Source organism: Thermococcus sp. (genome assembly GCF_027063845.1).
Taxonomy (GTDB): Archaea; Methanobacteriota_B; Thermococci; order Thermococcales; family Thermococcaceae; genus Thermococcus.
On the sequence record NZ_JAMOQU010000103.1, the window covers coordinates 38619 to 65281 of the forward strand.

Sequence of the window (26663 nt, forward strand, 5' to 3'; positions counted from 1 at the left end):
GAAGGAAATCAGCTCTCCTCACCGACGAGCCAGAGGAGAGCACCCTTGATGAACGGCCAGTTGCTCTTGATGTACTTGCTGTAGTAGGCATCGCTGAGGGCCTTGCTTGAACCGTAGACCACTATCCTGCCCTTTCCGAAGGTTACCGCCGCGGCAACGACGGGCTCGCTTCCCTTCTCGTATACGGTGTTGCCCTCGGCGTCAACTGCGTAGGCGCTCTCGTAGCCCCTGATTACCCACTTCGCGTCGCCGGTAACCTTGAGGGTGTCGCCGTTGTAGTACATCGTCCAGTTCTCGGGAATGTACTTGGTGATGGCGCAGTCCCTGTTGTAGATTCCGACGAACGGGTAGTACGGCCTTCCGCTGTTCTTTTCATCGTCCATGAGCTCGGTCTTCTCGAACTGGATACCGGTGCCTTCGAGGAGTACGTTGAGGCTCTCGCTGAGGTACTTATACCAGTCACCGGCCACGAAGAGTGCTCCTCCCTCCTCAACGTACTTTCTGAGGGCGCTTATCTCCTCGTCGCTCAGATTCGTCTTGGGGTTGGTGAGTATAACCACATCGTACTTCTTCAGCTCGTCGTAGGTGAGAGGGGCGTAGGTGACGTTAACCTCCCAGCCGAGCCCCTCTATGTTCTCCTGGAGGCCGGTGAAGCCGTATTTGGTGAAGTAGTACTGGCCGTGGGAGAGGTCTATGAGGGCCTTGGTGATGTGAATCGTGTAGTTGACCATCGTCTGGTTTGTCATGGTTCCGTTCGAGGGCGCGGTCACGTTTCCGGCCGTCTGGTTCGTCTGGGTCTGGTTGGTCTCGTTCACCGGCGGGTGGCAGAGGGGCTCGACTTTGACGAGCGTCTCCTGGAGTATTGGGAGAACCTTTTCGATTCTCTCAACAACGTCCCGCGCAAGGAAGCGGGCCTTCCTTATGTGAACCATGACGGAGTAAGTGTAGAGCCTGTTTCCAGAAAGGAAGAGCGCCGTTCTGTTCTTCATCTCAAGGAACTTGGCGTACTCGGCCTTGGTGAGGTTGTAGTTGGTTTCAATCCACTTGACGTCGTCGGAGAGGTCGCCGAGGTTCACACCGCATTTCTGGAGCTCCTGAACAGTGGCGGTCAGATTCTCGTAGAGCTCATCGAGCTGGGGTGCAATCCTGTTGTAGCCGTTCTCGTAGAGGTACGTGAGGCTGTAGAACAGCCTATACGGGTTAACGTAAACCTGAACCTGCTTGGTGATGAAGTCGTTGATTCCATCACCGACGACCTCTGCGGTGACGTTGTATTCTCCTTTGGCCATCGGAATCCAGGTCTTCTCAAGGGTCTCGGTGCTCTTTGGTCCGAGGGTGAGGTTCTCGGTGTAGAGCGGAACGCCGTTTATCTTGAGGTAGAATGTGATGTTGGTCTCGGCATTTCCGCTGTTGGTGATACTGACGTAGATTTTGCTCGGAATTCCTGAATAGAGGGGTTCGTTTATTTCGAGGGACTTAATTGCGACGGGAACGTAGTACTCGATTATAAGCTTGGGGTGTTCATCCTTAAACTTGCTGTCCTTGGATGTGAAATATATGTAGTCCTTGACTTTGACATGGCTTAGGTTCGAGTGAAGGTAGAAGCTGACGACGCCATCGGTCTCAAACTGCTCCCTGACGAACTCAGTAACGTTCCATGTGAAGTCTGCATTGACGTTGCCGTTGGGAAGCGAGATGACCCTCCAGTCAAGGGGACCAACGGCATCGGTGGGCTGATTGTCCCATCTGAGGGTTTTCTCATCCCAGCTGTCGTCGAGCACTCCATAAATAGAGACGTTGTGGGTGCGGTAGCCGTAGTGGTTGTAGGCGTGGAGCCAGATAACTGCGCTGACTATTACAGCACCCTTGGGTATTTTCCCGTTGAGGTCGAACTTTAGGTAGGGCCTCTGTTCCTTACCCTTGTAGGTTCCAACCCTGAGCCTGTACGTTTTGTAGTCTACCCATCCGCCTTCATCAATCCACGTATCGTCGGTCGGCTCTATTGAAACGGTCTTTGTAACGTGGGTATTGCTTGCCCCGACAGGAAACGACGTCGGAATCAGCCCTACCAAGAATAGTAATACGATTGCAACCGCCAGGCGCTTCATAGCATCACCCTCAGTTCTTTCACGGTCACCCTAAAAAGCTTTCCGGAAGCCTAATAAACATGGGGATGTTAAACACACCGGTGATGCGAATGCCGATAACCACCAAAACAGGCGATAGAGGTTTAACCGGCCTCTTTACTGGCGACCGTGTTGTAAAGTACTCGCCGATAATGGAAGCGAACGGAACGATTGACGAGCTCGACAGCTTCCTCGGGGAGGCAAAGCACTACGTGCCGGAGGAGATGGTCGGAATTCTTGAGAGGGTTCAAGTCCAGCTCTACGACCTTATGGCGGAACTCGCGAGCAAAGGAAAGTACGCCAAGGTGGGCGACGATGAAGTCCGCTGGCTTGAGGATCTCACTAGGAAGTACGAGGACGAGCTCCAGCTCCGGGCATTTGTTCTGCCGGGGTCAACGGTGGCGAGTGCGAAGCTCGACGTGTGCAGGGCGATAGCGCGAAGGGCCGAGCGGAAGGTCGCGAAGCTCTACCTTGAGGCCGGCATAGGAGAAAAGGCGCTCGTCTACCTCAACAGGCTCAGCGACCTGCTCTTCGTGATGGCGCGCGTCATAGAGAAGCGCGAGGGAAAGCTGAAGGAGGTCAAATAGAGCGCCGGTACTCCTCCATTGCCTCCTCATAGCGGTCGCTGAGGAGCTCGTTTGCCCTGCTTTCCACGTCTTTCAATGCCTTCTCGGCCTCTTCAAGGCTCGGGCTGACGACGGCAACTCCGAGCCCGCCGATTCGCTTTATCGCTATCACCTTCTTCCCGTTGCGGATAAAGACCTCCACACCCTCCTCAAGGCCCAGCGCTTCAGCCTTCTTCTCGATGTAGTGCAGAATGTCCTCTATGTGCGCCCCGAGCCTCTCGTTGCCCTCAAGGCTGAGGCCGTCCTGGGTGATGACCATCTCATAGATTTCTGGCTTGTCCTTCCACAAAAAGGAAAGGAGGCGAATGGGCATGACGACCACCTCAGTAGAGCATCTCCTCGAGCTTCGGAAGGACCTTCCTGAGCTCAAGCTTCATCCTGCCGAGGTTGAGGTCGGCGTCGCCGATGACTATCAGGTAGTAGTCCCCTCCAATCGGGTTGATGAACATTCGGGCGTTCTTGAACTCGAGGATGGCCTCCTTGAGCTCCCCTGCTCCGAACTGGTCGCCCATCAGCTTTATGGCAGAAACGAGCTCGTGGAGGACCCCGGCGATGGCCTCGCGGTCGAGGTTCTTCTTCATCGCCGACTCGATGACGAGGCCGTCCTTGTCGACCACTATCGTCCCTATCACTCCGTCGATTTCCAGCATATCCGTGAGTATTTTACCCATTACGAGGTCCACCGCGCTCATTTTACCACCCCCACGAGCTCGTCAACAAAAGTTACAAAAAGTATTTAAAAGTTTTACGCCCCCGGATTCCTCACTTCTACAGCTAGTGGCCCGTCAACGTCTTTTAGAAGAACATCCCGGTATTTCACCCAGTAGTAGGCTACCACGACGGCCATTCCAATCCAAAGGCCAAGGGCAACGAGCCACGCGGGATAGAGGTTCAGGAGTGGGCCAACGAGAACGAGACCGAGGGGAGTGGCAATCCTCGTGAGTATTCCGAGGGCCGAGAAGACCCTGCCGCGAACCTCGCTCGGAACGGCCCGCTGGAGCTTGGACTGGATGGGGATGTCTATGAACGTTTCAGTTACTCCCCAAATCACGGCAACTGCACCAAGGAAGAAGAATGCAGCATTTCTGTCGAGGCTCGAAAGGGGTGAGATAACCCATATGAAAGCTATTATCATCATTCCATCCAAAACCATCGCCCCGAACAGGAACTTCCCCGCCTTTTTGCCGAACTTCACCGCTATGAGAAGGTTTCCGAGCAGGGCCCCGCCCATGAAGAAGCTCTCCATTAGACCGAACTGGACGCTCGTGAACTTCAGAACCTCTCTCATCGCATAGGGGAGCAGAACGGCACCGAAGGGTGCACTAAAGATACCCAAGAATATCGCAAAGGTCATCAGCGTCTTCAGGTAGTGGTGTTTAAAGATGAAGCGGACACCCTCCTTTATGTCGCTGAAGACCTGACCGAGCCCCTCAATCGGTTTTGCCTTCCACTCGTAGCGGATTAGCATCTCAAAGAGGCCCGAACCGAAGAAGCTGACCGCGTTTATCAGGATGGCAAGCCTAATCCCGCCGATTCCGTAGATTAAACCGCCGAGGGCCGGTCCAGCGAGGCGGGCCAGTATCGTGAAAGAAGACACCGTTGAGTTTGCCTTTTCAAGCTCATTGGGTTCCACGAGGTCGGGAAACATCGCCCCCGTTCCAGCAGCAAAGAACGAGCCCAGAACCGCCATAACTACCTGAACTGCCAGAAGCTGGTAGATGCCGAGGAAGTTGAAGGTTATGACACCGAAGAGGAGAACCCCCCGGATTAGGTCAAATCCAACCATGAGCCACTTTCTGTTATACCTGTCGCCGACGACACCTGCGAATGGCATGACGATTAGGGAAGGGATTATCTCCGCCAAGATGAACGCCGTCATCATCGAACCGCTGTGGGTCTTGTCCAGCACGTAGAGCGGTAAAGCTACATCCTGCACCGCCCAGCCGAGCTGGGAAATGAAGCGGCCGATGGCAAAGAGCCAGAAGTTCCTGTTGAGGCCCTTGGAGCTTTTCATACCGACCACCGTTTTTGTTTGGCTCTTTAATTGCTGAATTGCGTAATCAAAGAATTAAAGAATTAAACAATCTCGACCCTCACGTCGCCGTTCACTGTCTTTATCCTGATGGGGAACTCGCCGGTTCCGATGATTCCGTCGGGAATCCCGATTAGCTCAACGTCGCCGTTGACCTTCTTTGCCTCGATTCTCGCGTCGCAGAACTCGGTGAGGCGAATAGTTACGTCCCCGTTGACGCAGTTCACGTTAACGTCTCCTTCAAGTTCCTCGATGGTTACAGTTATGTCCCCGTTCACGGTAGAAACTTCCAAAGGTCCCGCAACCCGAAGGTGAGCATCTATCTCGCCATTCACGCTCTTCATCAGCTCGGCCTCGCAGTTCCTCAGCGTTATCTCCCCGTTTACGGTGGTAACGTCGGTAAAGCGGATGCCATCAGCTATGAGCTCCCCGTTCACGTTTCTTGCATTGACTGAAACTCCCCTCGGAACCTTGAGCTCCATCTCGACCCAGCCATCCTCCGCTTTGATTATACCCAAAAAGCGGAACTTTCGCCTTGGCTTTTCATTGATAACGAGCTTTCCGCCCATGTTCTCGACTATCAGGTCAACCTCGCCGTGTTTTGTGTAGCTCACCTCGACAGCGTCCTCATCCCATGCGGAGACATTAACCATCCCGTTGACGAAGTTCAGGTGAACTTCCCTGACGTCCTCAAAGAGCATAGGCTCACCCCACGAACTTCATCAGCTCGTCGAGGAGCTCCCTAACGCGCCTGCCGAGCATCGCCCTGTCCACACCGAGGCCCTCTATGAGGCCCGCGCTCTGCTCCTCCACTATCTCCTTCGCCTTCCGCATTACGAGCCGGTAGGCTTCCTCGTTCTCTATGGTGTGAGTCCTTCCACCGGCCCTTATCCTTACCACCCCGTCCTTAGCGGAGATTACAACGTCCTCGATGCGTATCTTCGCCCTTCCCCTGCCGACCGTGACGGATATGTCGCCGGAGCGGAGCGAGACAGCTTCGCCAAGGCTTAGCGTTTCGTTTCCGCTCCTGTAAACGACCCTGTTCCCGTCGACTTCGATGGAGAACTCATCGGTCTGAACCTTCAGCCTGTCGCCGACCTTGGTTAGCTGGAAGCCGTTGCGGAGCTCCCTGATGGTGAGCATACCCTCTGGCTTCTTCGGATTGCCCTCGTGAATCCTGAAGGGCCCGATTTTCACTTCCTCACCGTGCGGCGTCTCTATTACCTCAACGAACGGAACCTTGACGTACTCGAAGTCCTCGCCCTCGTAGACCTTGATTATGCCCAAATCCACTACGCTTTCGCCCTTCGTCTTTCTGTAGAGCCTGTCAGGGTTTATAAGGCGGTTCGCTTCCTCAACGAAACTATCGTCCGCTTTCGCCTTCTTTCCAACTCTCAGCTCGCCCCACACTGCCACAGGACTTGAGAGGGCCTTTCTAATCGTCCCTATCGGCGTTTCAGCCTCCACCTCAATCTCGCCGTCTATCACCCAGCCAACACGCTTTCCGCCGACCTTCACTGGATATGCCTTCCCCTCTCCCCTCAGCCTCACGTCGCCGAAGTCGGCCCCATTGAACTCGTAGGCCTTCTTCTCGACACGCCAGCTGAAGCTCCTCTTTTCCGACCTGCCAACGAGCAGTCCCGCGATGGTCAGCACGACTGCGTAGGCGAAGGCCCTTCCAGCCAGATCGTGAAGATCCTTCGGCATGCCGAGCCAGCCACCGAAGTACAGGAAGACGCTCGTCCACAGGAAGCCCTTGGCAAGCGCGAAAATTACCCCGCTTACTGTAACTCCGAGCCACCTGCCGACGCTCAACAGCTCGAAGGCAAAGATTAGCGCGATTATCGCGTAAACGAGGTAGCGGTTGTATTGTTCGAGGCCGAGGTAACCCTTGAAGAGCCAGACTATCAGCAGGACGGCTGTTATCTTCTTCAGATACTCCGCGATTTTGAAGCGCGGGCTTTCCTCAGTATAAAACGGATAGCTCATTCTTCCACCCCCTCCAAAGCGGTTATAATCTCAAGCAGGCGCAAAAACAAACGGCCGTCGGGCGAGATTTCGTACTTGTCTCCCTTGCGAACCATCCCGGTTTTGAGGAGGAGCTTGAGATGGTGCGAAACAGTCGGGCTTTCAACGCCAAGGGCTTCCTTAATCTCCTTGAAGCCCATCGGCTTTTTGGACAGCATCTTGAGGATTCTAATCCTGTCTGGATTCGCGAGTGCTTTGAGGGTCTTCGCAGCTTTCTCTTCGTCGAGTTCCGGAAGCTGGCCGTCGCTCAGCTTCTTCCTGAGCCTCTCCTTTATGGAGAGCATGACCTCGTCAACCGGGTCAACGCTCTCCTCAAGCAGGGCCAGCTTCCTCCTCAGTTCCTCAAGCTGGGCCTTCAGCTCGTCCATGCTACCACCAGGTACAGACTTTTGTAGTACAATTTTCTGTACTTAACTTGCGCAATGGGTATATAAAAGTTTATCGGTTGTTGGTTGTTGCCAAAAACGTTTTAACGCTTAAACCTCAGTCTCAACCATGAACATCGCCGAGATGCTCGCGCTCATTGCTCTGGGCTACGTTCTCAAAAGGCTGATTAAATCGGAAAAGCCCTTCGATTACCTCAGGATTCTTGTCAACGACGTTCTGCTTTCCCTGTTCATCTTCGGCAACGTCGCGAGCAAGGATTTGACCTATCTCCTCAGCATAAAGACGGTCTTTCTCTACGTCTTCCTCGTCATCGGCATAAGCCTGTCCACGTCCTACCTCTATGGTCGCTTTAAGCTCAAAGACGACCCCTGGGCCGGCGCGCTGATGGTGCTCTCGATTTACCCGAACACGGCCGCGCTGGGCTTTCCGATAGCGAGCCTCTTCCTCAGCGACATCACGCCTGCGATACTCTACTCGACGACTAATTCGATGATAGTCATTCCTATTGTGACTTTCATAGCGGCACACTACTCCAGTGGGGGCGCGAGCATTAGGGAGAGCCTTCTGAAGGCCCTCAAGTTCCCGCCAACGCTGGCTAATCTACTCGCTTTGGCCCTTGTTATAGCGGGGGTAAGACTTCCCGCTGAAATCATTGAGCCGATAAAAACCATCGGCTGGCTCAGCATACCGCTCCTCCTTATCTACTTCGGCTCGAGGATAACACTGAGGGCCTTCGACCTGAGAAAGCTCCTGGAGGTCGGGGCCTTCAGGATTGCGATTCCCTTCGCCTTCGTTTTCCTCACCCTCCGCTGGGCGAAACCCGAGGTTTTTTACTCCGTCCTTGTCGAGGCGAGCATGCCCCCGGCAATAGCTGCCAACGCGATTCTGGCCCAATACCGGCTAAAGGCCGAGGAAGCGATAAGCGTAACCTTCGTTCTCACGCTCCTCGTCATAGGGCTCTTCGTCGCCCTGCGCTTTCTGATTTGAGAATTAGGGCACCCTAAGGAAAGGATAATATATCCCTTGAGCAAGAGTAGTTTTAATACAGGTGCAGGTACAGTTTAGTTCTTTGGAGGGCCTCTCATGGGAGCGGTACTAATGGTGAGGACTGTCAGTCAGGTTGTCCGGGAGGCGGTTCCTAAAAAAACGGTGGAAATGCACCCTCAAGAGTCGGAGCCCGTAATTGCTCCTACCAAGGGTCTGGATAGTCTGGACTTGGAATCGCTTTTTTCTGGATTAATAAAGGGACTATTACCCAAACCTCTGTGGGTTTTATCAAACGAGGCGCGACGGAGGGAAGTTCTTAGCCTTCCAGCTGAGAGCTTCGCAGGTTCTATGGGTATAAATAGTCAAACCCGTGGGGGGTTCTTCAGATTGCCCATCTGAGGTGATGCCGTGAAGGGGAAAGTAAAAGGCCAATCATAGAGTGTAGAGCGTCTTTGACTCAAACTGTCGGAGTTACGAACCTTTCTTTTTTGTAGCCAAAGCTTGAGAGGGTGAGTGAGATGGGGTTTATGGATTCCCTGAAGAAGGCAACCTCAACAATCGTGAAAAACATACGGCATAAGGAGTTCAAGCTCAGGGCCGGCGAACTCGCGGAGAAGTGGAACGTTTTGAGCAGGTACCGGCCGGAGATTAAGGTGAGAAGTGGGAATATGGACCAGTGGTGGGAGATTTCCAGGGTCTACGTGGCGGAGAAGGAAGTCGGCCTCATTCGCAGGTCGAAGGTGAAGAGGGTCTTCATCGAGTACATCGAGCACTACGAGGACTACTACGACGAGGATGAGGAGGAAGAGCGCGGTTGGTTCGACTACCGAAAAGAGAGCGACCTCGTGAAGATGGACAAGGACCCCAACGACAAGGTTGAGATACGGCTGACTCTCGCCAACTACGAGAAGATGCTTGAGCGCGAGGGGGAGATTCTGAAGTGAGGACGATAAAGCTTCTGCTCGTGCTTCTCATCGCGGGCGTTCTCGTTGCGAGCGGTTGCACTGACCAAAGCCCGGCAACTGGAACCCCCGGCGGGGGGCAGGGCACGACCGGAACGAGCTCATCGAGCACACCTTCCGTTTCAACCGAGGCCTGCGGACAGACACAGACGGGAGAAACACCGGCAGAGGTTGAGGAAAAGCCCAGCGGGGTCGTGACGGCGGAGGTCTTCAACAAAACCTTCGCGGTGAACGCCTCCCTCGTCCCGGATTCCACCTTTGAGTGCCTGTCAAAAGGTCCCGATGTCATAAAGACCTACTACTCCGCGGTCAAGGACAAAAAGAACGTCAGCGATTTTTTTGACCTGAGCGTTGTGGACAAGGGCTCTCTCCTCGAGCTACACGAGGCCCTCTACCGGGCCGTTGACTTCAAGGAGCTCCAGATAAGCGAGCCCAAATGCTCGGTCGTCAGCACGAACCTCGTGGCCTGCTCCTACCACTACCATGCTGTTCTTATCAAAGAAGGCCATGAGAAGACCATAGAGAGGGACTACGTAACGTTCCTTGCCGGTGACTCCTGCAAAATCGTCTGGACGGAGGAAGGAAAATGAAGAGGGTACTCATCTTAATCTTCATTCTCATGGCGTCACTGGCCCAGCCGATGCCCGCAGTCGCTGATTCTTCGGCCTACCTCGATACCGACGGGGACGGTCTGAGCGACGCCTTTGAGCTGGCCTATAACGAGACCCACTACGGTATGGTTTACCACCTCAACCCGGCCAACCCAGACAGCGACGGCGACGGCCTCTCCGACGGCTTCGAGCTGAGGTTCGGGAGCAGTCCGTTTCTGAGCGACACCGATTTCGATGGCCTGGGCGATGCCATCGAGGCATTCTACGGGACGAACCCGAGGAGTCCAGACACCGACGGCGACCACCTGAGCGACAAGTTCGAGGTCTACGGCGATTTCGGCGTCAAGTTGCCCCCGTCGGACCCAACTTCCTGGGACACCGACGGAGACGGGATAGACGACTACTTCGAGGTTCAGATGTCCACAAGCTGGAACGGAGCAGAGGAGAGACCGTTCTACCTGAATCCCGACTGGGACGGCGACGGAATAGTTGATGGCAACGAGATTCTGCCCTACGATGGCTCATATCACCCAACGGTTGACCCTTATTCGGCGAATGAATGGGACGGGGATTCCCACCCAAGCCCCCTACTCAACGGCCAGAAGTTCTACATCTGCTTCACGAGCCCGGACTGCGACGGGGACGGGCTGAACGACGGGGACGAGCTAAAGGCCGGGGCGAACCCGGTGGAGATAGACTCCGACGATGACGGCCTCTACGACGGCTGGGAGGTCAGGCTCGGAACTGACCCAACGAAGTCAGATACCGATGGCGACGGGCTGAGCGACTTCAAGGAGGTAATACCCGAGCTCGCGTATTACGCCTACCACAACGCAACTCCAGCCTGGATCGTTGTAACCGACACACTCGCGTATTACTACAACTGGACACTCGATTACAGCATGACGTTGGGTATGGTCTGCGCCCAGAACTACGACTACCTGCTCTCCTACTACCCTAAAACAATCATAGGCGATTCCTACTTTGAGTACAATGGGCAGGTGTGCTTCATTAAGCCATTCCTAGACCCGCGTTCACCCGACACCGATGGGGACGGGCTAAGTGATGGGGAGGAAGTGAACTTTAGGTATATCTATTTCCTCACGAAGAACATTACGGGGCTGGGTCTCGTTCACCTCAATCCATCAAACCCGGACACCGACGGTGATGGTATTCCCGACTCAGCTGATATCGTCCCAGTGGTTCCAGAGGGGGTTGATGAAGTTTACAAGTCCTCCGTTGGCTCGCCAAGTGCACAGGACCTCGATGAGGACGGCCTAATCGAGAGCGACTTCTGCGCTTACTACAATGACTGCGATGGGGATGGAATAAGCGACAGCGCTGAAGTTACATGGTGGCACACCGACATGAGAAAGCCCGACACCGACAACGATGGACTGACCGACTTCGAGGAGATTTCGATAGGGACGAACGCAACGAAACCAGACACCGACGGCGACGGGTTCTCGGACTTCGTGGAGTGGAAGGAAGGAACGAACCCGACCGACTCGTGGTCACATCCAAAGGAACAGCCCGCTGTAGAGGTGCCTGAATACAAGGAAGTGGAACCCCCGTCTACGGAACCCCCACGGCCGAAAACCAAGCGCACCGTCAAGTTCCTGCTGAACGGAAAGGAAATAGAGCCCAACAGGTTCATAACGGTGATTCTTGACGGGGACACCGCTGAGTTCAAGGTCGAGGCATCCCCTGTTACGGTTGTCTACCCCGATGGAAAAAAGGAAACCCATGGCATTAGCCTCATTGACGCTTATGGCGAGGACGGCGACTACATTGAGGGAAGCAACGGCACTTACACAATAACGTTCTCAAACCTCACCAAGATAGGATTTTCCTTCGTCTCCTTCTACATCGAGCTGGACTACAGCGACTGGAAGAGGTATTACTACACTTTCAACATCGAGGCAAAGTACAAGGCCGAGCCACTCGTAAAGCTCCTTAACGCCACGTGGGATGAGAACCTCGACGTTGGAAAGCTGAGGTTTGAGTGTCGCTTCTGCAAAAACGTGACGATAACGGTTCCAGGGGCCCTCGTCAACGGGAGGGAGAAGAGGACGATTAACTTCGGAACCACGAGGAGTTTAAGGTTCTTCTACGCGAGAATCATACCCCACCGCTACACCGTCCCGGGTGAGAGCGACGTCGGAACCATCTACACGAAGTACGAGGACAGCGTCGAGGTTATGAAGACGGGGAAGGACATCGGCGTCCTGACCGCGAAGATGGTGGAGGCGAGGAGTGTAGGCTCAAAAATCGTTTACGGCATGGTCGCAACGGCCAAGGGGATAAAGACAATCGTTGGCGGTGTTGAGGCGTTCATTCCGGAGGACGAGGACGTGCCGGCGGAGGAGGGCATTGACGCGCGCGACTCCAAGAAGTTCTCGAAGGAGGCCTTCAAGAAGGGCCTGCTCGACTGGGTCAAGGAGAAGCTCGTTGATGCAACCTTCGACTACGTCACCGAAAAGGCCGTCAAGTACGCCGACGCCAAGGAGCTGGAGGCAAGGAGACACGAAACGACCTACCACGTGACGGTTAAAGCGTGCAACGACTTCGGCTGCAAGGTTTACAGCTTCTCCGTCAGGGGGTATGCATATGAGACCGATTGAGCTTTCTTTTCTTTTTGCCCCTCTGAGGGGAGGTGATGGAGGATGAGAAAAGCCCTAATCGCCCTGTTAATAATAGGAGTGATGTTTGTTGGAGGATGTATAGGCGGAACGAGCGAGAAGTCCACCGGGGGAGGGCAAACTGGAACTTCCCCGCAAACAACGGCCGGAGGAAATCAAGGTACATCGGGAGGAACTGGAGGAACATCAACAGAGGAGAAAATCAGCAACCTCGAAGAAATCGGCCAGAGGGGACACGTTGAGCTATTCAACGAGAACGACCTCAAGGGGATAAAGGTTCACGTTGACGGCTCTTCATGGGTGAGCAACGGCAACGCCTACAACACGCTCTTTGACTACGCCCCAATGTTCTACTCGGGAGGGAACCTTTACATTTACCAGTACGCAGACGAAAGCTTTTCGCAGGTGTACACGGACGGCACCTTAGAGGTCTACCCCTTCATCGTGCTCAAGATGCCAGTCAACGGGGTGGAGTTCACCTTCGCCGGCCCGCGGGACTCAATACTGGCCGTTGGCGCCGACGGAAAGCTCTACCTCATCGTGTACGACCTGGACGAGAGGAAAAACTGGCCGAGCGACGATGACAGGAAGGCCGTCTACTTCTACAAGACCAAACGGGTCGAGAGCTGGGATTTGAACGTTAAACACGTGGCGGCGGGTTCCGAAAAGGACGATGAGTACGTCTACTACGTCGCATGGAACGGCAACGAGGTTTACGTAATCGGCTGGTCTTCGGAAGACCTGTTCGATTATACGAAGGGAGAAGGTCAGAAAGCCGAAGCCAAAAGGTTCTCCTTTGACAACGTAAGGGACGTGCTGATTGGAAAGCAGGGCATCTACGTCCTGGGTGGCGGAAAGCTCTACGTCATAAACACCGTTGATGGCCCGGAGGGAGTTAAGGTCTCAGCGGAAGTTAACGTCGGTGAAAACGCCCAGCTATCGCTTGATGAGGGAGGTGACTACGACCTTGTTTCGGTCTACGACGGGAAGACCCTCAAGCTGATGGTCTTCGAGGACGGAAAACTCGACGATGATTATCAGGCTGAGATTAAGCTCGAAGGGTACGAGAGCGTTTACGTCTACCTCCCGAGCAGTGGGGTTGAATTCGTGGCGCTGAAAGGGAACAGGGCTTACTTCTATACCTTCAACTTCGGTGATTTCACTACGACTCTGCTCGGGCACCTCGACCTCCCAGTCAAGCCGGTGTGGGCCTCCGGTCACATTGACGGCTGGGACGTGGGGGTCATAACCTTCTGGGGCGACGATGGGAAGTACTACAGGCTGTTCGAGGTTCTAAAGACGAGCGAGGGTGAATCTCAGAGTGGTGAATCCGGAGGTACGGCCGGAGAGTCAGGGGGCTCAGGAACTTCATCCGGAACTTCAGGAGAATCAGGGGGGAGCACTTCAACAGGAACTTCGGAAAGCGGGCAGGGAACAGAGGCTTCTTTTGAAGACCAGCTCAAGCACTTCCTTGAAAACGCCTACACGGTGGAAGGGCTCGTTTACGCCAAAGAGGGCTACAGCTACAGGGGAATAAAAATAAGCCCAAGGATAGGCAGGCTCTACTACTTCCCGTACGGCTATGAAAACACCTTATTCCTCCTTGACGGTGATAAGGTTATCCGGATAGTCCCCTGGGACCAGGACTTTTTCGACGGGAAAACGGATAACCCCAACATAGACCCGCACGATACCGGGAGTGTGAGGATAACCCTCCTCCCCGCAAAGGCTAAACTCTACTACGCGATACCGAACGGAGACTACGCGGTTATGGTTGACGAGAACGGAAAGCTCCATATACTCGTCGGACTTGACTGGCATCCCGGGGAAGATATTGGCTGGTGGACCTTCAAGAGCGACGTCGTTTACGACTTTGACGCGGAAGGAGCTTCCATAAGCAAATACTACGACTATGCGTACATAGTCTGGAAGAACAATGAGCTCAGAATTTACATCTATGACTCCGATACCCACTACAAGATGTGGGACGAAGGCGCGAACATAACGGTCGAGCCAAGGGTTTACACACTACCTGAGAATATCAGAGAGGTCAATCCATACTTACCATATGACTTCATCGTCGTTCTAACGGAGGGAGGAACGTACCTCATTCCAGATCCCCTCGGGCACTACAGTGAAGACACCAACGTTTACAGGATAGACGACCGCGTGGATTTAATCGGGGCTTATGGATACTGGTATCTGGACGAACTGCTCGCATACTCAAACGGCAAGCTCTACGGCCTCGCGGTTGATTACTCAAGCGACAAGAGGACAGTAAGCGTTGAGAAGGGACCCTACGTTTCCATATCAAACGTCGTTGGCCTCTACGGGGACTACGGTAGTGAAGAATTCATAGCACTGTCCCTCAGCGATGGAACGTTCCTGGTTTACCAGCACGCTTGGAACGGCCAGAAACAGACCTATGAGTTCGCCCTCAGGAAGACGTTCTACCTCCCGGCACCGCTCGTGAAGTTCACCTTCGACTACAGGCCGGAATGGGACTGGATTAAGGTTCTTGGCCTGGGAGCTGATGGCTCCTTCTACAACTTCGAAATACAAGGAGGTGGTAGCTGATGGAAGCGCAACTCATAGTCCCTGTGCAGGAGATAGCAAGGGGAAAGCCCAAGTTCGGAATATGGGCGGTAGTAGGGGACAAGGTCTACTACATCAGGATGAAGGAAGGGACGTGGGGCGACGCCCTCAAAAGGGGCCTGATGTACGGGGGAGTGTACATCTCAACCTACACCGCCGCCAAAGCAAGGGAAGAATACGAAGAGGCCGTCAGGAACTATCTCTCCTCCCTTGAGCTTCCCCCAAACTTCGTGGAGCACATAGACGACTACGCTAGGGAGAGCGATAGAAGCTTTGTGGCAAGAGTTGAAGAGACCTCAGTAAAACGCGGAAAAGGGTTCCTCGGCAACGAGGCCAACGGCCAGACCCCGGTCGAGCTTAAAGCTCCCAACGGCTCAGTGAAGTTCTACGTCGCCACGGAAACGTTTGAGAAAATAAAACCAACGCTCCAGGCAATACCTTTCAAGGAGTACAAGGAGGCAAGGATTTGGATTTTTTAAACGTTCTTCTCCTTCTTTATAATTTTTAAACCCCTCAATTGCCCGTCAGAATTGTCCGGCAGGAGTTTTTATGGGCAAAGGTTTTTAAATCCCTCCTCAATTCCCAACGCGAAGGGGCGGCTGGCGGGAGCTGGCCGTCACCGGGAGGTGGTTGTATGGCAAGGATGCACGCGAGAAAGAGGGGTAAGTCAGGCTCAAAGAAGCCTCCGAGGACCGCTCCGCCGACCTGGGTGGAGTACACCGCTGAAGAGGTTGAAGCTCTCGTTGTCAAGCTCAGGAAGGAAGGCTACAGCACTGCTATGATAGGAACGATTCTCCGCGACCAGTACGGCATACCGAGCGTCAAGCTCGTCACCGGCAAGAAGATAACCAAGATTCTCGAGGAGAACGGCCTCGCGCCCGAGATTCCCGAGGACCTGATGTTCCTCATCAGGCGCGCGGTCAACCTCAGAAAGCACCTCGAACAGCATCCGAAGGACAAGCACTCAAGGCGCGGTCTTCAGCTCATCGAGAGCAAGATTAGGCGCCTCGTCAAGTACTACAGGAGAACCGGGAAGCTTCCGGCGAAGTGGCGCTACGACCCGGAGCAGGCAAAGCTCCTCGTTCGCTGACCCTCTCCTTCTTCTTCCTTGGTGATGCCCCGTGGACAGGGAAGCCTTTCTGGAGAGGGTTCGCGAGGGAGCCGAGCTTATTAAGATGCACATCGAGTTATGTCACACCATAAGGCTAATCTCGCACCGCGACGCGGACGGGATTACCGCCGGTGCTATTCTGGCCAAAGCGGTAGCAAGGGAAGGCGGAAGTTTTCAGCTCAGCATCGTCAAGCAGGTCAGTGAAGAACTCATTGACGAGCTCGCGCGGGAGAACAGGGAGATATACGTCTTCAGCGACCTCGGAAGCGGTTCAATTGAGCTGATTCAGAAAAAGCTCGACTTTGCGACCGTCGTCGTTGCCGACCATCACCCGCCGGAGGGCGACTTTTCGAGCGAGTCCAAGGTCCTTGTAAACCCGGTTCCCTTCGGGGCCAACAGCGTCCGCGATTTGAGCGGTTCCGGCGTCGCCTACTTCGTCGCGAGGGAGATGAACGAGAAGAACAGGGATTTGGCCTACATTGCGACCGTTGGCGCGGTCGGCGACATGCAGGAGATAGACGGCACCTTCCACGGCCTCAACCTCGAAATCCTCGAGGACGGCAAGAAGCTTGGAATCCTTGAGGTCAGGAAGGAGTTGAGGCTCTTCGGCAGGGAGAGCAGACCGCTCTACCAGATGCTGGCCTACGCGACCAATCCAGAGATACCAGAGATTACCGGCGACGAGAGGAAGGCAATAGAGTGGCTCCGCGCGAGGGGCTTCGACCCAGAAGTCCACTACTGGCAGCTCCGCGAGGAAGAAAAGCGGAAGCTCCACGAAGCGCTTCTCGTTCACATGATAAAGCACTCCGCGCCGAAAGAAGCTATAGACAGGCTCATAGGCGACGTTGTCGTCAGCCCGCTCTATCCTGAGGGCGATGTCAGGCACGAGGCGAGGGAATTCGCGACGCTCCTCAACGCGACCGGTCGCTTGAACGCGGGAACGCTCGGAGTGGCAATATGCCTCGGCGATGAGGATGCCTACAAGAAGGCCCGGAAGATGCTCGAGGACTACAAAAGGGAGCAGATAGAGGCAAGGAAGTTCCTGATTCAGAACTGGAGCATGGCCGAGGAAGGCGAGCACGCCTACGTCTTCTACGCAGGCAAGAACATAAGAGACACGCTCGTGGGCATAGTGGCTAACATGGCCATCAACGCTGGCCTGGCCAATCCCGAGAAGCCCGTCGTCGTCATAGCGGACAGTGAGGAAGATGAGAACCTCGTTAAGGCCTCCGCCAGAACGACCGAGAAGGCCCTGAAGAAGGGCTACCACCTCGGTGAGGCCCTGAAGGAGGTCGCCGAGAAGCTCGGTGGTGAAGGCGGTGGCCACGCTATCGCTGCGGGCATAAGGTTCCCCAAGGGCAGGATAGACGAGTTCATAAAGCTGTTCAATGAGGCACTGGCGAAGCAGGTGAAGAGCAATGAGGATTGATGCGAACGTTGAGATACGGTGGCACTACGGTGATGAGCTCAGGGCTAAAGCAATAGCCGAGGCGATAGAGGTTGACAACGAGGCCATGCCCGGTCAGCTAAAGAAAAGTTTAAATGTGCGAACCCGATGGGTTGATGGAGACGTCATAACAAAGGTTAAATACTCGGGTGAGATTGAGACACTCATCAAAGCGCTCGATGATTTGGTGTTTTCGGTCAAGGTCGCCGAGGAAATGACCGAAAAGGTGTGAATTGGAGGTGTTAAGATGGCAAGGGGTAACCCAAGGCGTAGGGCAGCCGCTACCAAGGATAAGTGGAAGATGAAAGAGTGGTTCGTGATTTACGCTCCGGAGTTCTTCGGAAGCAAGGAGATTGGCCTCACCCCGGCCGACGAGCCGGAGAAGGTCATTGGAAGGGTTATCGAGACGACCCTTAGGGACCTCACCGGCGACTTCACCAAGAGCCACGTCAAGCTCTACTTCCAGGTTTACGACGTAAAGGGCCAGAACGCGTACACCAAGTTCAAGGGCCACACCCTCGCGAGGAGCTACATCCGCTCGCTCGTCAGGAGAAGGACCACTCGCGTTGACGGAATCTTCAACATCACCACCAAGGACGGCTACAAGCTCCGCGTTATGGGCATGGTCATAGCCTACAGGCGCATTCAGACCAGCCAGGAGAGGGCCATAAGAAAGATAATGCAGGACATCATCTACAAGAAGGCCGAGGAGCTCAACTTCGCCGACTTTGTTCTCCAGTCCGTCAACGGCCAGATTGCCCAGGAGATTGCCAAGGAAGCGAGGAAGATATACCCGATTAAGCGCGCTGAGATTAGGAAGATTAAAGTCCTCGCCGAGCCGGAGGCCTGATGGCCTCCTGAAAAATCTCTTTTAATACACCCATCGCGTTCTCTAACGCGTTTCTGAACGACTAACCTTTTTAAAAGCCCTTCCAACTCCAGAGGGGTGAGAAGGATGAAGTTCCTTGTCAAGACCCAGCGCGACATGGAGGCCGTTGCCGGCAACTACATCAGGGAGGCAATTCCAGAGGCAGAGGTCTGGATTGCTCCGATGGGGTACACGGGATTGGTTCTGGTCGAAGCCGACGAAAAGGCCCTTGAAAAGCTCCTTGAGATTCCCGAGGTCGAGAGGGTGATTCCGGTTCTGGTCGAGACTGAGGCCGACCTCGATAAGATAGCCGAGAGTGCCGAGAAAATTGCGCACCTCATCGGCGAGAACGAGACCTACGCCGTCAAAACCAAGAGGCGCGGGAAGCACGACTTCTCGAGCATAGATGTGAACCGGGTTCTCGGGGCCAAAATCAAGGAGCTCACCAACGCCGACGTGAACCTCAGCTGGCCTGACAAGGTCGTCCAGGTCGAGATAATAGGTGACAGAGCCTACATCTCCGTCCTTCCGGGAGAGGAGTACAGGAAGTACACCCCAGACAAGATTGACGCGAGGAAGCTCTTCAGGAAGCTGACGATAGTCCAGATGCCCTACTGGGGCGATTATAAAGCCTGCAGGAAGTTCGGTGAGAAGATTGGCAGAGCGGCACAGGCCTTCGAGGTCAAGGAGCTCATAATAGCACCCAAGGAGAAGATGGACGCCTTTGAGCTGATGGAGTTCCTGAGGGGCGTCAAGGCAGGCCAGGAGAGCCGTTACAAGATACAGCGCGAGGCCTATCCCTGGAAGGTGGAGAAGGTTCCCGTCTCGCTCTGGGACCTCTACCAGGTGATTCGCGACAAAAGGAGGAACAAGAGACTGCTCATAATCACCGACCCCAAGGGGCCAACCCTGGCCGAGGTCAAGGATAAGCTCGCCAGGGACATGCACCACGCGAGGGAGGTGGTAGTCTTCATCGGCTCGCGCGAGGGAATCCCGCGTGGTCTGTTCCGCTTCGCAGATTACGTCGTTGACTTGGCCCCGTACATGACCTTTGCCACCGAGCACGGCATTCCAGCGACGCTCGTTTCCCTCTGGGAAGTTTACGAAGAGTTCCTGAGGGAAAACGAGAAGGGGGAGTGACCCATTTCCTTTTTCTGGCGTCAGACCCTAAGGTCGTCCTCACCGCTCGGGAATCCGCCGTAGTCATCATCCGCCGTCTAGGGTTTGAGAAGAGGTTCTTAAAGCTCACGAAAGGATGTAGAATATCCCTGCTCCTGCGAGGCCGCCGAGCAGGCTCGCGAGGAAGTTCGTTGAGTTGTTGTCGGTGATTTCCCTGTTCTCAAGCGTCGCCCCAATAAGGCTGTCGAGGTTGACCCCTATGAAGCCCCCTATAATGACCGCTATGAACATCTGAAGTTTGTGCTGGGTCAGGGGAAGGGCGAAGAGCACTATCACCAGGCAACCGAGGAAGGCGAAGAGCTCGCCGGCGAGCGAGATTGCGCCGTTGGTTCCTGGTCTCGCTGGTTTGAAGTTTGTGATTAGCCGTGGCTTCCTTCCGAAGACCTTTCCGAGCTCACTCGCAAGGGTGTCACCGTTTACCGTAGCGATGCTTGCAAAGGTCGCCGCCCAGAAGGTGTCCATCATTGAGAGCTTCTCGAGGACGAGAAAGAGAACCACCGCGAGACCGTTACCGAGAACGTTGCCCCAGCTCCTTACCCCGCCGTTAGACTGGGCAACGCCGTTCTTCCGCTTTTCATTGTATCGGTATTTGGTTGCCAGGACTCCGAGAACCACGAAGGCGAGGAGCGCGAGGAACGGGTAGATACCACCGAGTTCAATGACAGCCAGTCCGAGAAGTGCAGCTGAAAGGGCACCCTTCCCGTCGAAAGCCCTCAGCTTGTAGGAACCAGCGCCGAGCACTGCAACGATTGCAACGTCAGTGATGAGCCTTTCGAGCATCTCTGACACCTGGGCTGAATTATGGATGGAGTTTATTACGCTTTCCCTTACGAAGTGGAAGAAAAATCAGAGGGCTTCAAACTTGACCGTCTCAGTAATGAACGTTATGTCAAGGTGCTCTATGCCCGGTATCTTCTTGGTGACCTCTGCTATAATCTTCTCGAGCTCCCTCATGTCCTTCGGGCCGATTATGTGGATGACGAGGTTGTGGGAACCGAGGGCACGCTGGATTATCTTGACGTTCTCGTCCTCCTTGAGGGTTTCTATTATTTTATCGATGTCCTTCTCAGGCCTAATGGTGACACCGAGAATGACATAAATGTAACCGAGGGCATCGTAGTTCGGTATGACGGTGTACTTTAATATAACCCCGTTCTGCTCAAGCCTGTTCATCCTCCTCGAAATCCTCTGCCTGGTCGTGCCGAGAAGCTCGGCAAGCTCCTTGTAAGTAAGGCGGGCGTTCTTAGCAAGCAACTTCAAAATCCGAAGGTCAACAGCGGTTATTTTATCGCTCATCCGCTCACCTCCGTTTTAGTTAGTGGAGAAATTTGCCAACATCTATAAAAATATTTCGTTCTCAAAAACTTTTTCGGGTCATTCGGTTATTCTAAAGCGCCAGGGCTTGGGCAAAGCTTGGGAAAAATGTAGAACAGGATGTTAAAAATAACACGCGGTTACTTCTGAATAATTACCAAGTTTTCGAACTCACTGATTTGGAATCCCTAAATCTGTATTTCTCAACGCTCACCTTGAGGGCTTCCCCCGCGTCTATCCCGTAGTGGTTGGCTATGCAGAGGATGGCGAACAGAACATCGCCGAGCTCCTCGCGGAGTTTTTCCTCGTCGGCCTTTCCCTTGATTCCCTCGTAGCCAAGCATTGCATCCGCCAGCTCACCCAGCTCTTCCATCAGGGCCGCGAGCATCTCAAAAGGACCCCAGTATCCGCCGAGCTCCTGAATGAGCTCATCCACGAGTTTCTGCCACTCATTCACCGAAGAGCTCCCCCCTGACCTTGGCGAGATACTCCTCGATAACGTCACGCTTCGCCCTGTAGAAGCGCATCCTTCCCTCCTTCCTTTCCTCGACGAGGCCAAGGGACTTGAGCGTCCTCAGGTGGTGGCTTATGAGGGTCTGGTCCTGCTGAAGCGCCTCGGAGATGAGGCAGACGCAGAGCCACTGGTCGCGAAGGAGCTTCAGAATCGCAAGCCTGAGCGGGTTCGACAGAACCTTGAGGAACTTCACACTTTCATCGTCAACTTCTGGCTCTATCTCAGCCTCCAGTTCGGGGATTCCACACCTCTCCACACACCGCATAACGGTCTTCTTCTGCCTTTCGTCGAGTTTTTCAAGGAGCTCCCTGACCTTCACGTGCATCACCGAGAAAGAATAACGTTGAGGATTAATAAAACTTTTCATATGAAACTTAATCCACAATCTCCATGGGCAACTCAACGCCGTCGCTCGAGTAGGCCCTCACGCTTTCCTCCGTGAAGGGCCAGGCTATTATGAGATGAACCCCACCGAACTTTGAGAAGAACTCCAAATCGCCCTCAGAGGGCCACGGAGCAGGGCCCGGATGTGAGTGAACCGTTCCTTTAATGCTCTCATCGTAGGGAAGCATCCACGTGTCGAAGAATACACTTCTCGGCCCCGCGTGCTGGTTTGGAGCTATTAGAACCTCCTCGAAAATTCCATCCTTCTCCCTCAGGAAACCCGCGAACTCGTTTGGGTAGGCGTTTCTCGCGAGCTGGAGAAGGTACTCAAGGAGCTCGCGTCTAATCCTTACCTTCATGCTTCCACCTCAAAAGGAAAAGAATCAGAGGACGGCGATGCATTCAATTTCGACCTTAACACCCTTGGGCAGGTTGGCCACTTCAACAACCGCCCTGGCGGGCTTCACCTTTGAAAAAAACCTCTCGTAGACCTCGTTGAATTTGGGATAGTCGTTGATGTCGCTGAGGAAGGCAGTGACCTTAACGATGTTCTCAACGCTTCCTCCCGCTTCTTCCACAATCGCCAGCATGTTCCTTATGGCCCTCTCGGCCTGTTCCTCGATGGTTTTGCCCACTATCTCCCCTGTCTCAGGGTCAATCGGTATCTGGCCGGAAACGAACAGGAACTTCCCGCCCTCAACCAGTATCGCCTGGCTGTAGGGCCCTATCGGCTTGGGGGCCTTCTCCGTGTAAACAACCCTCTTCTCCATCCCAATCACCTCCGTCAGCGAAGCGAAGATTCCTCATCGTTTCCTCGGGTGTCCTCGGCTTCATCATCCTTTCTTTTCGAGGTACTTTTCGAGGGATTTAGCGGGAACGTCAAGGGGGAGGCCTATTTTATCGAGCGCAATCCTGAGGGCGTAAACCCTCGCGTGCTCCTCGAAGGGCTCGTCCGCGTAGAGTGAAGGCTCGAACGCCTCGTAAGCCTCAATGACCTTTGGAATGTCCGATTTCTTGACCTTCTTGAAGGCCGAGAACTCCTCCTCGATTCCCCCCAAGTCTATGTCCGCGTAAACGGGGAGCTTAAGGGTGGCGGTTTCGTTTATGCTCGCGAGCAGTCTCGCCACGTCGAGCATCGGGGTCTTCTCGTCTATGATGAGCCTCTTAACGACTATCCAGCGCCCGTGCTTCGCGGTGAAGTTGACGTGCTCGTCCTCGAAGGGAAACTCCACGTCAACGCCCTCGAGGATTCCTTCTGGGTAGTCAATGGGAACGAGGGGCCTGAGCGTCCCCCTAACGAGGTAGGCTTTGGCGACATCCACGAGGAGCTTCCTGAGCTTCTTGTCGGTCTCATTCACGAGGTTGCCGAGCTTCCTCGCGGTTCCGGGAGACTTGAGGGCAACGACGGTATCTGCCAGCGAGTCCTTCCTGAGCTCCTCCGCGAGGGTCTTCACACCCTCAACGTCTATTGCATCGCTCAGGTAGCCACCAATCCTCGCGTTGACCGTGTTTGAAACTCCGGCCAAAAAGTGCGCTATTCCTTCGTTCTCCATATCGGTCAGCTTTTTGGCGACGTTCCAGTCCCCGTGTTTGGCTGTAAACGCGACGTGCTCCTCAACCTTCATACTCTCACCTGAGTTGAGTTCTTGCCCGGGCTTTTATCTTTTTCCACCGCCGTCGAAAAAGGTTATAAATCAACCGGGGCTCATTGGTCTTAGAGATGAGAGAGGGAAAGGAGATGGGCGAGGAGGAGAAGGTTAGGGAAAAACCCCTCCCGAGCGAGTACGGGGAAAAACTGGACCTCGGCGTCGAGTTCGAGACGACCGAGGAAATCAAGGTTCCCGAGAAGCTCATAGACCAGGTCATCGGGCAGGACCATGCGGTCGAGGTCATAAAAACTGCCGCAACTCAGAGAAGGCACGTTCTCCTAATCGGCGAACCGGGAACGGGCAAGTCCATGCTCGGTCAGGCGATGGCGGAGCTCCTTCCAACAGAGAACCTCGAAGACATTCTCGTTTTCCCGAACCCTGAAGACGAGAACATGCCCAAAATCAAGACCGTTCCGGCGTGCCAGGGGAGGCGGATAGTTGAGAAGTACCGCGAGAAGGCAAAGAGTCAGGAAAACGTGAAATCCTACATACTACTGCTCGTCATGTTTACCGTCATGTTCGCCCTATTTCTGCAGTTCACGGCAACGACGCTCCTCATGGGAATCTTCGTCATAATCCTCACCATGATGGCGCTCTCGAACATGCGCTTCAGGAACACCGTCCTCGTTCCCAAGCTCCTCGTTGACAACTGCGGAAGGACCAAGGCCCCGTTCATAGACGCGACGGGAGCGCACGCAGGTGCACTACTTGGCGACGTAAGGCATGACCCGTTCCAGTCCGGAGGCCTTGGAACTCCAGCCCACGAGCGCGTTGAGCCGGGAATGATACACCGCGCCCACAAGGGTGTCCTGTTCATAGACGAGATAGCCACACTTTCCCTTAAGATGCAGCAGAGCCTCCTGACGGCAATGCAGGAGAAGAAGTTCCCGATTACGGGTCAGAGCGAGCTCTCAAGCGGAGCCATGGTGAGGACCGAGCCAGTTCCCTGTGACTTCATTCTCGTTGCCGCTGGAAACCTCGACACGATAGAGAAGATGCACCCTGCTTTGCGTTCGAGGATTAGGGGCTACGGTTACGAGGTTTACATGAGAACCACGATGCCGGACACGATAGAGAACAGGAGAAAGCTCGTCCAGTTCGTTGCTCAAGAAGTTAAACGCGACGGCAAGATTCCGCACTTCACTCGCGAGGCCGTCGAGGAAATCGTTCGCGAAGCCCAGAAGAGGGCCGGCAGGAAGGGTCACCTCACGCTCCGCCTCCGCGACCTCGGCGGTATAGTGAGAGCCGCCGGAGACATTGCGATAAAGAAGGGCAAGAAGATTGTCGAGCGGGAAGACGTTCTTGAGGCACTCAAGCTCGCGAAGCCCCTCGAAAAGCAGCTCGCGGACTGGTACATCGAGAGGAAGAAGGAGTATCAGGTCATAAAGAGCGAGGGAAGTGAAATCGGGCGCGTTAACGGCCTAGCCGTCATCGGCGAGGAGAGCGGTATCGTACTGCCGATTGAGGCCGTTGTTGCCCCCGCCGCGAGCAAGGAGGAAGGAAAGATAATCGTCACAGGAAAGCTCGGAGAGATAGCGAAGGAGGCCGTTCAGAACGTCTCGGCCATAATCAAGCGCTACAAGGGCGAGGACATCAGCAGGTACGATATCCACGTCCAGTTCCTCCAGACCTACGAGGGTGTCGAAGGTGACTCCGCGAGCATAAGCGTTGCCACCGCCGTCATCTCGGCCCTTGAGAACATTCCGATAAGGCAGGACGTTGCCATGACCGGCTCGCTCAGCGTCCGCGGTGAGGTCCTGCCGATAGGCGGTGCGACGCCGAAGATTGAAGCTGCCATCGAGGCTGGCATAAAGAAGGTCATAATCCCCAAGGCCAACGAGAAGGACGTCTTCCTGAGCCCGGACAAGGCTGAGAAAATAGAGATTTACCCGGTCGAGCGGATTGATGAGGTGCTCGAGATAGCCCTTGAAGATTCACCAGCTAAGGACGAGCTCCTCAGGAAGATTCGCGAAACCCTTCCGCTCGCCCACTGAGCGGTCTTTTCTAATTTTCATTTCCCTACTTGTCTTGAGTTCACATCCGTGTCCAGTAATGCTTAAAAAACGTCCCAGCTACGTTACCCACGGGGGTGAGCTAATGCTCAAAGTTGAGAACCTTCACGTGAACGTTGAAAACAAAGAGATTCTCAAGGGCGTTGACCTGGAGATTAACCCCGGCGAGTTCCACGTCATAATGGGGCCCAACGGGAGCGGAAAATCAACCCTCGCCCTGACGATAGCGGGCCACCCGAAGTACGAGGTCAGGGAAGGAAGGATTCTCTTCGAGGGAGAGGACATAACCGGATTCGGTCCGGACGAGAGGGCCAAGCGCGGGATTCTGCTGGCCTTTCAGGTTCCGCCCGAGGTGGAGGGCGTTAAGATAATTGACTTCCTCCAGCAGGTTCTGGTCGAGCTCAAGGGACTCGACCCGGTGGAGGCCTACGACCTTATAGTCGAGAAGGCAAAGGAGCTGTGGTTCAAGGAAGAGGACCTGCACCGCTACGTGAACGTCGGCTTCTCCGGCGGCGAGAGGAAGAGGCTTGAGCTCCTCCAGGCGGTTCTTATTGAGCCGAAGCTCCTGATTCTGGACGAGCCCGACAGCGGTGTTGACGTTGACTCGCTCAGCGTAATCAGCAGGAAGATAGAGGAACTCCACGAGAGGGGAACCGCGATACTCCTGATAACCCACTACGGCAGAATCCTCGAGCACATCGACAAAAACAGAATCACAGCCCACGTTATGAAGGACGGCAGGATTGTTAGAACCGGCGGAGGAGAACTCGTTGACAGGATAGACAGGGAAGGCTTCGCCGGAATCTTCGAGGAGGTGAGAGCATGACCGAGACGATAACCATGAGCGATGCAAAGGCTATAATCGAGAACCAGATTGAGGAGCTCGCGAAGAGGAACAGGGAGCCTGAGTGGATGACGAGGATAAGGTACAAAGCTCTGGAGGCCTTCGAGAGGGCTTCACTGAACGACCCTGTCATAAGCGAGGAGAGACTCCTCCAGTTCATAGCCAAGCCCGAGATTGAGGGCCTGCCCGAGAACATCGAGAGCCTCGACGACCTGCCACCGGAGATGAAAGCTTTGCTCGACAGGCTTGGTATTTCGGAGGTCGAGCAGAAGTACATCGCTGGTTTAGCTGTTCAGACCGACACCGGAGTCATCTACAACCAGTTCCTCCAGGAGTGGGCCAAGA

General features: G+C 54.5%; 28 protein-coding genes and 1 pseudogene. 15 read left to right on the forward strand and 14 right to left on the reverse strand.

Annotated features, from left to right (window positions below; genetic code table 11):
• Positions 1-8 precede the first annotated feature (8 nt).
• Positions 9-2108, reverse strand: coding sequence for a DUF4350 domain-containing protein (locus MVO87_RS08305; RefSeq protein WP_297512541.1), 2100 nt, complete (start codon positions 2106-2108; stop codon positions 9-11).
• A gap of 89 nt (positions 2109-2197) precedes the next feature.
• Here MVO87_RS08305 and MVO87_RS08310 point away from each other — a divergent pair, with 89 nt between their 5' ends.
• On the forward strand, positions 2198-2713 hold the full coding sequence (locus MVO87_RS08310) for a cob(I)yrinic acid a,c-diamide adenosyltransferase (protein ID WP_297552880.1): 516 nt from the start codon (positions 2198-2200) through the stop codon (positions 2711-2713).
• On the opposite strand, the gene MVO87_RS08315 is transcribed toward MVO87_RS08310, so the two are convergent.
• From MVO87_RS08315 to MVO87_RS08340, 6 genes are all read right to left on the reverse strand, one after another.
• The gene (locus MVO87_RS08315; RefSeq protein WP_297512543.1) at positions 2706-3065 is read right to left on the reverse strand and encodes a hypothetical protein; all 360 of its coding nucleotides are present in this window, start codon (positions 3063-3065) and stop codon (positions 2706-2708) included. The genes MVO87_RS08310 and MVO87_RS08315 overlap by 8 nt on opposite strands.
• Positions 3066-3075: 10 nt before the next feature.
• Complete coding sequence (locus MVO87_RS08320; protein WP_297512545.1) at positions 3076-3444, reverse strand: roadblock/LC7 domain-containing protein; 369 nt, start codon at positions 3442-3444, stop codon at positions 3076-3078.
• A gap of 53 nt (positions 3445-3497) precedes the next feature.
• On the reverse strand, positions 3498-4766 hold the full coding sequence (locus MVO87_RS08325; RefSeq protein ID WP_297552864.1) for a Mef(A)/Tet(V) family efflux MFS transporter: 1269 nt from the start codon (positions 4764-4766) through the stop codon (positions 3498-3500).
• A gap of 62 nt (positions 4767-4828) precedes the next feature.
• A complete protein-coding gene (locus tag MVO87_RS08330) occupies positions 4829-5485 on the reverse strand; it encodes a DUF4097 family beta strand repeat-containing protein (protein WP_297552866.1) in 657 nt (218 codons plus the stop codon).
• A 4-nt stretch (positions 5486-5489) separates the two neighbouring features.
• Positions 5490-6773 carry a hypothetical protein gene (locus tag MVO87_RS08335; RefSeq protein ID WP_297552868.1) on the reverse strand — a complete coding sequence of 428 codons (1284 nt, stop codon included), beginning with the start codon at positions 6771-6773 and terminating at the stop codon, positions 5490-5492.
• Positions 6770-7180, reverse strand: coding sequence for an ArsR/SmtB family transcription factor (locus MVO87_RS08340; RefSeq protein WP_015858975.1), 411 nt, complete (start codon positions 7178-7180; stop codon positions 6770-6772). The genes MVO87_RS08335 and MVO87_RS08340 overlap by 4 nt, the downstream gene beginning before the upstream one ends.
• Positions 7181-7307: 127 nt before the next feature.
• On the opposite strand from MVO87_RS08340, the gene MVO87_RS08345 reads away from it, so the two are divergent.
• The 11 genes from MVO87_RS08345 (at position 7308) to MVO87_RS08395 (ending at position 19562) form a co-directional block, all read left to right on the forward strand.
• Positions 7308-8186 carry an AEC family transporter gene (locus MVO87_RS08345; protein WP_297512096.1) on the forward strand — a complete coding sequence of 293 codons (879 nt, stop codon included), beginning with the start codon at positions 7308-7310 and terminating at the stop codon, positions 8184-8186.
• 518 nt (positions 8187-8704) lie between these two features.
• Positions 8705-9130 carry a hypothetical protein gene (locus MVO87_RS08350; protein WP_297512093.1) on the forward strand — a complete coding sequence of 142 codons (426 nt, stop codon included), beginning with the start codon at positions 8705-8707 and terminating at the stop codon, positions 9128-9130.
• Positions 9127-9738 carry a hypothetical protein gene (locus MVO87_RS08355; RefSeq protein WP_297512090.1) on the forward strand — a complete coding sequence of 204 codons (612 nt, stop codon included), beginning with the start codon at positions 9127-9129 and terminating at the stop codon, positions 9736-9738. Before MVO87_RS08350 ends, MVO87_RS08355 begins: the two co-directional genes overlap by 4 nt.
• The gene (locus MVO87_RS08360; RefSeq protein ID WP_297552870.1) at positions 9735-12383 is read left to right on the forward strand and encodes a calcium-binding protein; all 2649 of its coding nucleotides are present in this window, start codon (positions 9735-9737) and stop codon (positions 12381-12383) included. Before MVO87_RS08355 ends, MVO87_RS08360 begins: the two co-directional genes overlap by 4 nt.
• A gap of 42 nt (positions 12384-12425) precedes the next feature.
• Positions 12426-14978 (forward strand): hypothetical protein, encoded by a 2553-nt coding sequence (locus MVO87_RS08365; protein WP_297512896.1) that lies wholly within the window; start codon positions 12426-12428, stop codon positions 14976-14978.
• Positions 14978-15475 carry a hypothetical protein gene (locus MVO87_RS08370; RefSeq protein WP_297512894.1) on the forward strand — a complete coding sequence of 166 codons (498 nt, stop codon included), beginning with the start codon at positions 14978-14980 and terminating at the stop codon, positions 15473-15475. Before MVO87_RS08365 ends, MVO87_RS08370 begins: the two co-directional genes overlap by 1 nt.
• Before the next feature lie 155 nt (positions 15476-15630).
• Complete coding sequence (locus tag MVO87_RS08375; protein ID WP_297512893.1) at positions 15631-16086, forward strand: 30S ribosomal protein S15; 456 nt, start codon at positions 15631-15633, stop codon at positions 16084-16086.
• Positions 16087-16117: 31 nt separating this feature from the next.
• Complete coding sequence (gene gan / locus MVO87_RS08380) at positions 16118-17536, forward strand: GINS-associated single-strand DNA-specific exonuclease (RefSeq protein ID WP_297512891.1); 1419 nt, start codon at positions 16118-16120, stop codon at positions 17534-17536.
• Positions 17526-17786, forward strand: coding sequence for a KEOPS complex subunit Pcc1 (locus MVO87_RS08385; protein WP_297512889.1), 261 nt, complete (start codon positions 17526-17528; stop codon positions 17784-17786). Before gan ends, MVO87_RS08385 begins: the two co-directional genes overlap by 11 nt.
• A 15-nt stretch (positions 17787-17801) precedes the next feature.
• On the forward strand, positions 17802-18404 hold the full coding sequence (locus MVO87_RS08390) for a 30S ribosomal protein S3ae (RefSeq protein WP_297512887.1): 603 nt from the start codon (positions 17802-17804) through the stop codon (positions 18402-18404).
• A 105-nt stretch (positions 18405-18509) separates the two neighbouring features.
• Positions 18510-19562, forward strand: a complete 1053-nt coding sequence (locus tag MVO87_RS08395) for an SPOUT family RNA methylase (protein ID WP_297512904.1) — start codon at positions 18510-18512, stop codon at positions 19560-19562.
• Between the two features lie 105 nt (positions 19563-19667).
• Here the strand turns inward: MVO87_RS08395 and MVO87_RS08400 are convergent, their stop codons facing one another.
• From MVO87_RS08400 to MVO87_RS08430, 7 genes are all read right to left on the reverse strand, one after another.
• Positions 19668-20381, reverse strand: a complete 714-nt coding sequence (locus MVO87_RS08400; RefSeq protein WP_297512902.1) for a DUF92 domain-containing protein — start codon at positions 20379-20381, stop codon at positions 19668-19670.
• Between the two features lie 66 nt (positions 20382-20447).
• Positions 20448-20897, reverse strand: coding sequence for an Lrp/AsnC family transcriptional regulator (locus MVO87_RS08405; protein WP_297512885.1), 450 nt, complete (start codon positions 20895-20897; stop codon positions 20448-20450).
• Positions 20898-21069: 172 nt separating this feature from the next.
• Positions 21070-21372, reverse strand: coding sequence for a MazG nucleotide pyrophosphohydrolase domain-containing protein (locus MVO87_RS08410; RefSeq protein WP_297512883.1), 303 nt, complete (start codon positions 21370-21372; stop codon positions 21070-21072).
• Positions 21365-21748, reverse strand: coding sequence for an ArsR/SmtB family transcription factor (locus MVO87_RS08415; RefSeq protein WP_297512900.1), 384 nt, complete (start codon positions 21746-21748; stop codon positions 21365-21367). Before MVO87_RS08415 ends, MVO87_RS08410 begins: the two co-directional genes overlap by 8 nt.
• Before the next feature lie 55 nt (positions 21749-21803).
• Positions 21804-22172, reverse strand: coding sequence for a Mov34/MPN/PAD-1 family protein (locus tag MVO87_RS08420; RefSeq protein ID WP_297512881.1), 369 nt, complete (start codon positions 22170-22172; stop codon positions 21804-21806).
• Positions 22173-22196: 24 nt separating this feature from the next.
• Complete coding sequence (locus tag MVO87_RS08425; RefSeq protein ID WP_297512879.1) at positions 22197-22583, reverse strand: RidA family protein; 387 nt, start codon at positions 22581-22583, stop codon at positions 22197-22199.
• A gap of 63 nt (positions 22584-22646) precedes the next feature.
• Positions 22647-23438 carry a DUF2666 domain-containing protein gene (locus MVO87_RS08430; protein ID WP_297512877.1) on the reverse strand — a complete coding sequence of 264 codons (792 nt, stop codon included), beginning with the start codon at positions 23436-23438 and terminating at the stop codon, positions 22647-22649.
• Positions 23439-23551: 113 nt separating this feature from the next.
• On the opposite strand from MVO87_RS08430, the gene lonB reads away from it, so the two are divergent.
• From lonB to MVO87_RS08445, 3 genes and pseudogenes are all read left to right on the forward strand, one after another.
• Positions 23552-25456: an ATP-dependent protease LonB gene (gene lonB / locus MVO87_RS08435; protein ID WP_297512898.1), complete on the forward strand. Its 1905-nt coding sequence runs from the start codon at positions 23552-23554 to the stop codon at positions 25454-25456.
• 103 nt (positions 25457-25559) lie between these two features.
• On the forward strand, positions 25560-26300 hold the full coding sequence (gene sufC, locus MVO87_RS08440) for a Fe-S cluster assembly ATPase SufC (RefSeq protein WP_297552872.1): 741 nt from the start codon (positions 25560-25562) through the stop codon (positions 26298-26300).
• A pseudogene (locus MVO87_RS08445) lies at positions 26297-26663 on the forward strand (SUF-like minimal system protein SmsB); the annotation flags it as partial. The gene sufC and the pseudogene MVO87_RS08445, both read left to right, overlap by 4 nt.

Bases quoted from the DNA above. Each gene is read 5' to 3' on its own strand.
- MVO87_RS08305 (WP_297512541.1), bottom strand. From the start codon at position 2,108: ATGAAGCGCCTGGCGGTTGCAATCGTATTACTATTCTTGGTAGGGCTG.
- MVO87_RS08365 (WP_297512896.1), top strand. From the start codon at position 12,426: ATGAGAAAAGCCCTAATCGCCCTGTTAATAATAGGAGTGATGTTTGTT.
- MVO87_RS08320 (WP_297512545.1), bottom strand. From the start codon at position 3,444: ATGAGCGCGGTGGACCTCGTAATGGGTAAAATACTCACGGATATGCTG.
- MVO87_RS08350 (WP_297512093.1), top strand. From the start codon at position 8,705: ATGGGGTTTATGGATTCCCTGAAGAAGGCAACCTCAACAATCGTGAAA.
- MVO87_RS08310 (WP_297552880.1), top strand. From the start codon at position 2,198: ATGCCGATAACCACCAAAACAGGCGATAGAGGTTTAACCGGCCTCTTT.
- MVO87_RS08345 (WP_297512096.1), top strand. From the start codon at position 7,308: ATGAACATCGCCGAGATGCTCGCGCTCATTGCTCTGGGCTACGTTCTC.
- MVO87_RS08405 (WP_297512885.1), bottom strand. From the start codon at position 20,897: ATGAGCGATAAAATAACCGCTGTTGACCTTCGGATTTTGAAGTTGCTT.
- MVO87_RS08425 (WP_297512879.1), bottom strand. From the start codon at position 22,583: ATGGAGAAGAGGGTTGTTTACACGGAGAAGGCCCCCAAGCCGATAGGG.
- MVO87_RS08360 (WP_297552870.1), top strand. From the start codon at position 9,735: ATGAAGAGGGTACTCATCTTAATCTTCATTCTCATGGCGTCACTGGCC.
- MVO87_RS08430 (WP_297512877.1), bottom strand. From the start codon at position 23,438: ATGAAGGTTGAGGAGCACGTCGCGTTTACAGCCAAACACGGGGACTGG.
- sufC (WP_297552872.1), top strand. From the start codon at position 25,560: ATGCTCAAAGTTGAGAACCTTCACGTGAACGTTGAAAACAAAGAGATT.
- MVO87_RS08340 (WP_015858975.1), bottom strand. From the start codon at position 7,180: ATGGACGAGCTGAAGGCCCAGCTTGAGGAACTGAGGAGGAAGCTGGCC.
- MVO87_RS08325 (WP_297552864.1), bottom strand. From the start codon at position 4,766: ATGAAAAGCTCCAAGGGCCTCAACAGGAACTTCTGGCTCTTTGCCATC.
- MVO87_RS08400 (WP_297512902.1), bottom strand. From the start codon at position 20,381: ATGCTCGAAAGGCTCATCACTGACGTTGCAATCGTTGCAGTGCTCGGC.
- MVO87_RS08395 (WP_297512904.1), top strand. From the start codon at position 18,510: ATGAAGTTCCTTGTCAAGACCCAGCGCGACATGGAGGCCGTTGCCGGC.
- lonB (WP_297512898.1), top strand. From the start codon at position 23,552: ATGGGCGAGGAGGAGAAGGTTAGGGAAAAACCCCTCCCGAGCGAGTAC.
- MVO87_RS08315 (WP_297512543.1), bottom strand. From the start codon at position 3,065: ATGCCCATTCGCCTCCTTTCCTTTTTGTGGAAGGACAAGCCAGAAATC.
- MVO87_RS08385 (WP_297512889.1), top strand. From the start codon at position 17,526: ATGAGGATTGATGCGAACGTTGAGATACGGTGGCACTACGGTGATGAG.
- MVO87_RS08330 (WP_297552866.1), bottom strand. From the start codon at position 5,485: ATGCTCTTTGAGGACGTCAGGGAAGTTCACCTGAACTTCGTCAACGGG.
- MVO87_RS08370 (WP_297512894.1), top strand. From the start codon at position 14,978: ATGGAAGCGCAACTCATAGTCCCTGTGCAGGAGATAGCAAGGGGAAAG.
- MVO87_RS08375 (WP_297512893.1), top strand. From the start codon at position 15,631: ATGGCAAGGATGCACGCGAGAAAGAGGGGTAAGTCAGGCTCAAAGAAG.
- MVO87_RS08390 (WP_297512887.1), top strand. From the start codon at position 17,802: ATGGCAAGGGGTAACCCAAGGCGTAGGGCAGCCGCTACCAAGGATAAG.
- MVO87_RS08335 (WP_297552868.1), bottom strand. From the start codon at position 6,773: ATGAGCTATCCGTTTTATACTGAGGAAAGCCCGCGCTTCAAAATCGCG.
- MVO87_RS08420 (WP_297512881.1), bottom strand. From the start codon at position 22,172: ATGAAGGTAAGGATTAGACGCGAGCTCCTTGAGTACCTTCTCCAGCTC.